The organism is Sphingomonas sp., from assembly GCF_036677245.1.
Taxonomy (GTDB): domain Bacteria; phylum Pseudomonadota; class Alphaproteobacteria; order Sphingomonadales; family Sphingomonadaceae; genus Allosphingosinicella.
This window is the reverse complement of sequence record NZ_JAKFCG010000023.1, coordinates 1-5,559: the sequence shown is the minus strand read 5'-3', so window position 1 is coordinate 5,559 and position 5,559 is coordinate 1. Positions and strand designations below refer to the sequence as shown.

At 65.8% G+C, this 5,559-nt stretch carries 6 protein-coding genes; all 6 read right to left on the bottom strand.

The window, feature by feature from the left end; translation table 11 throughout:
* The coding region (locus tag V6M48_RS02475) for an amidohydrolase family protein (protein ID WP_443019033.1) at positions 1-624 on the bottom strand (624 nt) is incomplete at its 3' end.
* Positions 625-827: 203 nt separating this feature from the next.
* The gene (locus tag V6M48_RS02470) at positions 828-2,021 is read right to left on the bottom strand and encodes an iron-containing alcohol dehydrogenase (protein WP_332810941.1); all 1,194 of its coding nucleotides are present in this window, start codon (positions 2,019-2,021) and stop codon (positions 828-830) included.
* Between the two features lie 9 nt (positions 2,022-2,030).
* Positions 2,031-3,203: an iron-containing alcohol dehydrogenase gene (locus V6M48_RS02465; protein ID WP_332810940.1), complete on the bottom strand. Its 1,173-nt coding sequence runs from the start codon at positions 3,201-3,203 to the stop codon at positions 2,031-2,033.
* A gap of 45 nt (positions 3,204-3,248) precedes the next feature.
* Positions 3,249-4,286 (bottom strand): PdxA family dehydrogenase, encoded by a 1,038-nt coding sequence (locus V6M48_RS02460; protein ID WP_332810939.1) that lies wholly within the window; start codon positions 4,284-4,286, stop codon positions 3,249-3,251.
* An 11-nt stretch (positions 4,287-4,297) separates the two neighbouring features.
* Positions 4,298-4,813 (bottom strand): aromatic-ring-hydroxylating dioxygenase subunit beta, encoded by a 516-nt coding sequence (locus V6M48_RS02455; RefSeq protein ID WP_332810938.1) that lies wholly within the window; start codon positions 4,811-4,813, stop codon positions 4,298-4,300.
* A 24-nt stretch (positions 4,814-4,837) separates the two neighbouring features.
* Positions 4,838-5,559, bottom strand: a 722-nt coding sequence (locus V6M48_RS02450) for an SRPBCC family protein (RefSeq protein ID WP_332810937.1), incomplete at its 5' end; no start/stop codon positions are given.

Genomic DNA, 5,559 nt, shown 5'->3' with positions numbered 1-5,559 from the left:
GTTGAGCTCTGAAGCCGTCTGCCAGAACCGGTTGTAGGCCGGCGCCGCATAGCCCGGCTTATCCTCGGGCGGCGCCGACCAGATCAATGCCCCGCTCAAGCCAAGCTTGTGGCAGCGTTCAAGCTCCCTGGTGCCGTTCTCGATGTCGAACAAGGACACCAGCCCAAGCCCCTTCAGGCGATCGGGCGCATAGCTGACATAGTCCGCCAGCCAGTCGTTATAGACGCGGAAGCACTGCTCCTGGAGCGCCGCATCGACGGTGCTGAAGACGAACAGGCCGGTGGTGGTGTACAGCACCGCCGCCGAAAGCCCATCGATCGCCATGTCCTTCAACCGCTCGGCAGGATCCCAGCCGCCCGGGCGCTCGAAGTGCCGCACCGCGCCGCGCTCCTCCTCGCCCATCATCTTGATCGCACGGCCTTCGAACACCAGGAACATGCCTGGCCGGCCGTTATAACCATCGACGATCTCGGGGACTCTATCGCGGAACGGCTTGTCGACCCGGTTCCACAGATCACTCGGCTCGGTCATATGGGCATCGGCGTCGATCAGATTATAGTCGACGCCGGTGCGCTCGTCCGGCTCGCCGATACGCCGCTCCAATACGCCGCTCTCGTCCGCCATACATCCTCCTCCATGGGTGCGCGCCGCGTGCGATTGCATGATCGCCGCGCCGGCTTTTGAAACTTTATGTGGAGGGATGCGCGCGAAGACAATTCGCGATTCTTTGACCACCGTTAGGTTTCGATTAATACCAACCCCCCGGTCTCACGCGCGTGCAAATCGGCACGTCCGGCGACGACAGCATGAACCTGGACCCGCTCTCGTCAGGCCTCCCAGGCTTTCATATACAGATCTTGCATTTGCTCGGCGCTCGCGACGCGGGGATTGTTGGCCGGGGAACCAGACGCGATCGCTTGTTCGGCCATAGTCGGCAAAAGCCGCCGCCATTCGGAAGCATCGATACCGTATTTCTTCGGGGTTGGGACGTCGAGATCGGCATTGAGCGCGGTCAGCTCGTCGACGAGACGCGCAACCGCGACCGTGTCCGGCTCGATCGCCTCGGCCAAGCCCATCGCACGCGCACACTCGGCATAGCGTGCGAGCGCGGCGGGCGCCGAAAAGGCGGTGACGAAGGGCAAGAGCATCGCATTGGAGAGGCCATGCGGGACATGGAAGTGCGCGCCGATCGGCCGGCTCATGCCATGGACCAGCGCGACGCTGGCGTTGGAAAAGGCCATTCCGGCCTGGGTGGCGCCGAGCATCATCGCCTCGCGCGCCTTGCGGTTGGCGGGATCGTTGCAAACAATGCGCAGATTGGGCGCGATCGCCTTCATCGCGAGCAGCGCCATCCCGTCCGAAAAGGGGTTCGCCTTGCGGCTCACATAGGCTTCGATGGCATGGGTGAGCGAGTCGAGCCCGGTGTCCGCGGTGAGGCGCCGTGGCTTGGACAAGGTCAGTTCGTAATCGACCAGGGCGGCGATCGGAAGATAGGCGGAGCCGGCGCAGAGCATCTTCTCGTCGGTCTCGCCATCGGTGATGATCGTGAAGCGCGTTGCCTCCGAACCGGTACCGGCGGTGGTGGGAACGGCGAGGATCGGAAGCCCCGGCTGAACCTGGTCGTGGGGTACTTTATACCGGCTGACCGGCCCGCCATGGACGGCCAGTACCGCCACCATCTTGGCGGTGTCGATCGGGCTTCCCCCGCCCAGACCGATCACGCAATCGTGCTGGCCCCGGCCAAGCTGTTCGAGGCAATTCTCCACATCGGCGATCGTCGGGTCCGGGACGGTGTCCGCGTACACCCCTGCCGCCATGCCGGCATCGGCCATGAGCTCGACAAGCGCCTGCGCTGGCCCCTGCTCCCACAGGAATCGGTCGGTGATCAGAAACGGCCGCGAGAGGCCGAGGGCTGACAGGACGTCCGGCAGCTGCCGGGAAGCTCCCCCACCGATGCGCAGGATCCGGGGCAGCAAGATCGATGCGGGCGGGACCGATGGGGGCGCGGTCGACTGGGGCATGGGGTCTCCTTACGCGTTCCAGGCGCGCCTGTAGATCTCGACGATCTCCTCCACGTTCGGCACCCGCGGATTGACGCCGGGAGTGCCGGACGCGAGCGCGCGCTCGGCCATCGGGACGAGTGCGTCCTCGAAGCGCGCCTCGGGGACGCCGAAGGCTTTCGGGTTCGGAACCTCGAGATCGGCGTTGAGCGCACGCAGTTCGGCCAACAGCCGCGCCACCGCCACCGCATCGTCCTCGGCCTCGGCCTCCGCGGCGAGGCCCATCGCCCGAGCGCAATCCGCGTAAAGCGCGGGCGCCGCTGGGGCCGAAAATTCGGTCACGGTCGGCAGCAGCATCGCGTTCGAGAGGCCGTGCGACATATGGAACAAAGCGCTGAGCTGACGGCTGAGCGCATGGACCAGCGCGACGCTGGAATTGGAGAAGGCGAGCCCGGCATAGGTGGCGCCGAGCATCATCGCCTCACGCGCCGCGGCGTTCCCAGGCTCGCGGTAAGCGGCGCGCAAATTGGGGCCGATCGCCCGCAACGCCATCAGCGCCTGGCCGCGCGTGAAGGCATTGGCGCGCGCGCTGACATAGGATTCGATCGCGTGGGTCAAAGCGTCGAGGCCGGTATCCGCGGTCAGCCGCGGCGGCTTCGACACGGTCAGCTCATGATCGACCAGCGCCGCCACCGGCAGGAAGCCGAGGCCCATGAACAGCATCTTCTCGTCGGTGAGCTGGTCGGCCGCGGTGGCGAAACGGCTGACCTCGGAGCCGGTGCCCGCCGTGGTCGGGATCGCGATCACCGGCAGCCCCGGCTCGTCCACGAGGCGCGGCGCCTTATAGTCGCGCGTCGCGCCGCCCTGCCGGAAGACCAGCGCCGCGATCTTCGCGGTGTCGAGCACGCTGCCGCCGCCGAAGGCGATCAGGCAATCGTGGTCCCCCTGCCGCAGGAAGGCGACGCAGGCCTCGACCGCGGCCACGGTCGGATCCGGCACCGTCTCGGTGCTGACCCGCACCGCAATTCCGGCCGACTCCAGCCGATCGAGCAGCGGCTGCACCATGCCGGAGCCGTGAACGTGCTTTCCGGTCAGCAGCGCCGGCCGGGAAAAGCCGAGCTGCTTCAGGACCTCGGGCACTTCGCCGGAGGCGCCGCCGCCGATCCTCACGATCCGGGGAAAGGCTAGGGTTGAAGTGGGCAAGTCGCGTCCCCCGCTCGTGTCGATCGGTCCATGCTTGCTATCCCCTCAGCTTGGCAGTTCGGACAAACGCCCGTCGGCCAGCGCCGCCGCGGTCCGTATCGCAGCGAGCATCGACAAATGCTGGGCCTTGCCGGTGCCGGCAATCTCGACTGCGGTGCCGTGCGGAATGCCGATCCGGATGTAAGGGAGCCCGAGGAACACCGTGCAGGCGCCGGCGAAGCCGACGGTTTTGACCGCGATCTGGCCCTGGTCGTGGAACATGGTCACGACCGCGTCGAAGCGTCCTTCGAGCGCCATCCGGAAGACCGAGTCAGGCGAAACCGGGCCGTCCGCCCGAACCCCGGCCTCGCGGGCAGCGGCGATCGCGGGCGCGATCTCCTGCTTCTCCTCCTCATAGGCGGCATGCGGGTTGACGCCGGCGACGCCGATCCGGGGCTCGGCGATACCCCATTGCCTGAGCTTCGCATCGAGCAGGCCGATCAGCTTGAGGATGCGGTCCTGCTTGACGTACGAAACGATCTCGCGCGTGCGGATGTGCTCGGTGATCGGCACGACGCGCAACGTTCCGCTGAGGCGCAATTGGAAGGTTTCGGGCGGCTCGAAGTCCGGCCCGTCCATGCTGATGCCGACCTTCTTGAGCGCAACGCTGTCCATCGGGCCGATGACCAGGCCGGCGAGCAGGCCGCTCTGAGCGAGCTGTTGCCCGGATAGCAGCCAGTTGTACGAGGCGCGCGCAGTGGCGTCGGAGGTCTGCCCGAACCGCCACTCGTCGAGCTCGGCGCCGCCGGGATCGAGCACCGGGACGATGCCGGCGCCGAATTCCGCCTCCTCCAAGGTCGCGCACGGCCGGAATTCGAGTGCCACATCGCAGATCGCCGCCGCCTTGCGCACTACGTCGATGCTGCCGATCAGGAGCGGCCGGCCCTGCTCAGCTGGCCACTCGGCCAGCGCCTTGACGCTGACCTCGGGTCCGACCCCGGCCGGGTCCCCGATGATGATGCCGATCAGCGGCGGACTGCCGGAATCCGAGCCAAAAACCGAGATAGTCTTTCTCCCACTGGTCGGCGAAGCCGCAGCCGGCACGCTGCTGAGGGTCAGAGCAGGAAGGTGACGCTGTTCAACGGACTGTCGTTGGCCAGCAGCATCACCTTCTTTTCCTTGATCTTCAAGCCGGAAGCATCGGGCCTCAGCACGTGCCGGGTGCGGCCGAAATAATGGGTTTCATGGCCAGCGCGGATTTCGCCGAGCGCGAACGCCGAGGTGACGACGATGGCGTCCGCACTCGCCTCGCGCACCCTGAAATTGGAGACGACGCGCAGCAGCCGCGAGCGGGGCTGCTGAGCGAATGCGAATTTTCCCTTGAGACGCGCCAGCCGGTCCTCGAGCTGGCCGCGGCGGTCGTAGATCAGCGACACCGAATTCTTCGGATCCTGATCGTCGGAATTGCACGGCACCCAGTAGATGAGATCCTCGTCCCATAATGCCAGCCAGTCGTCATATTGGTGGTTGTCCATCAACTCCGCTTCGGCGAGCAGAAACTGTTCGACGGAGCGCTGGGCTTCAGCGCTCAACGGTTCGACAGCGCGCTGGGCTTCAGCGCTCAAGAGCATGCTATTCATCTTTTTCCCCCAAAGTTACGCTTGGATCATCAACGATTTCCAAGCGTCGAGCTGGCTGCGCTGCGTCAGCTCGTGCGAGATCCGCCCGACGACGCTGCCGTCCTCGTCGCGGATCTCCTGACCCATGCCGCGCGTGAGGTCGATCCACGGATCGGCCTGCGCCATCAGCCCGACCTGGACCCGCTCGAACATCTCATTGTCGTCCGGCGAGATCGTGCCGGCGGGACCGTAGAAGAATTCGTGCAGCCGCAGCCTGTGCTCGTTGAACTCATCGCTGACCCCGACGAGGCGGGTGGGATACATGTGGACCTCGGTGAGGTCCGGCGCGATCGGCACGATCACCCGGATGTGATTGCCGATCACCTGCAAGTTCGGAAAGATGCCGACGTGCGGATCGCCGCCGAATGCGAGCAGGAGATCGGCGCGTTCGCCATAGGCCTCCCGCATGTCGGCGATATATTGGTCCCCACCCGGCAGCTTGCGGAAGTCGTCGAGCCGGGTCTGCAGACCGCGCAGGCGCTGCTTGTGCGAATCGAGCATCACGTGGCCGTTGCCGAAATCGCGCGTCGCGACGCTGTCGTCGTCCGGATAGGTGTCGCGAAACGTCTTGTGGCTGCGCCGGCCCAATATCTCCCACACCGAGGCGTGCAGCACTTCGGGATGGTAGCCGTCCATGCCGACCATCTTCCAGTTGCCGCGGTACTTGTTGCGGTGGACGCCGTAATTGACCAGCAATT